Source organism: Amycolatopsis sp. SID8362 (genome assembly GCF_010550475.1).
Lineage (GTDB): Bacteria > Actinomycetota > Actinomycetes > Mycobacteriales > Pseudonocardiaceae > Amycolatopsis > Amycolatopsis eburnea.
In genome coordinates this window covers 1-672 of sequence record NZ_JAAGNB010001804.1, presented here as the reverse complement: position 1 = coordinate 672, position 672 = coordinate 1, and the positions used below count along the sequence as shown (strand labels likewise).

Below are 672 nucleotides of genomic sequence, written 5' to 3'. Positions count from 1 at the left end.
CCAGCTCTGCGCGATCGCCGCGACGAAGGTGCCCGTCGAGGGCTCCGACGAGCGCTGGCTCGACCTGTGCGCCGGCCCCGGCGGCAAGGCCGCGCTGCTCGGCGCGCTGGCGGCGTTGAGCGGGGCCACCGTGGACGCCGTAGAGAAGGCGCCGCACCGCGCGAAGCTGGTCGAGAAGGCCACGAGCGGGTTGCCGGTGAAGGTGCACGTCGCCGACGGCCGCGAAAGCGGCCTGGAGCCGGGCTACGACCGGATCCTCGTCGACGCGCCGTGCAGCGGTCTCGGCGCCCTGCGGCGGCGGCCGGAAGCGCGCTGGCGCCGCCAGCCGTCCGACGTCGCGGACCTGACGAAGCTGCAGGGCGAACTCATCAGCGCGGCGTACGCGCTGCTGCGGCCCGGCGGCGCGCTCACCTACGTCGTCTGCTCGCCGCACCTCGCCGAGACGGAGGGCGTGCTGACGGAGACCGCGCGCCGGCTGAAGGCCGAAGTGCTGGACTCGCGCGAGTTCTTCCCGGGCGTCCCGGAGCTCGGCGACGGCCCGTACGTGCAGCTCTGGCCGCACCGCCACGGCACGGACGCGATGTTCTGCGGCGTGCTGCGCAAACCGTGAGGGACCTCGGGCTGGTGGCCGGCTCGTGCGGCGGGCTGGACGTCCGGTTCGCCGCCGAGCTG

The 672-nt window shown here is 75.1% G+C and carries 1 pseudogene; it reads left to right on the top strand.

Annotated features, from left to right (window positions below):
- Positions 1 to 610: pseudogene (locus G3I65_RS54970) on the top strand (rRNA small subunit methyltransferase B); the annotation flags it as partial.
- Positions 611 to 672: the final 62 nt, after the last annotated feature.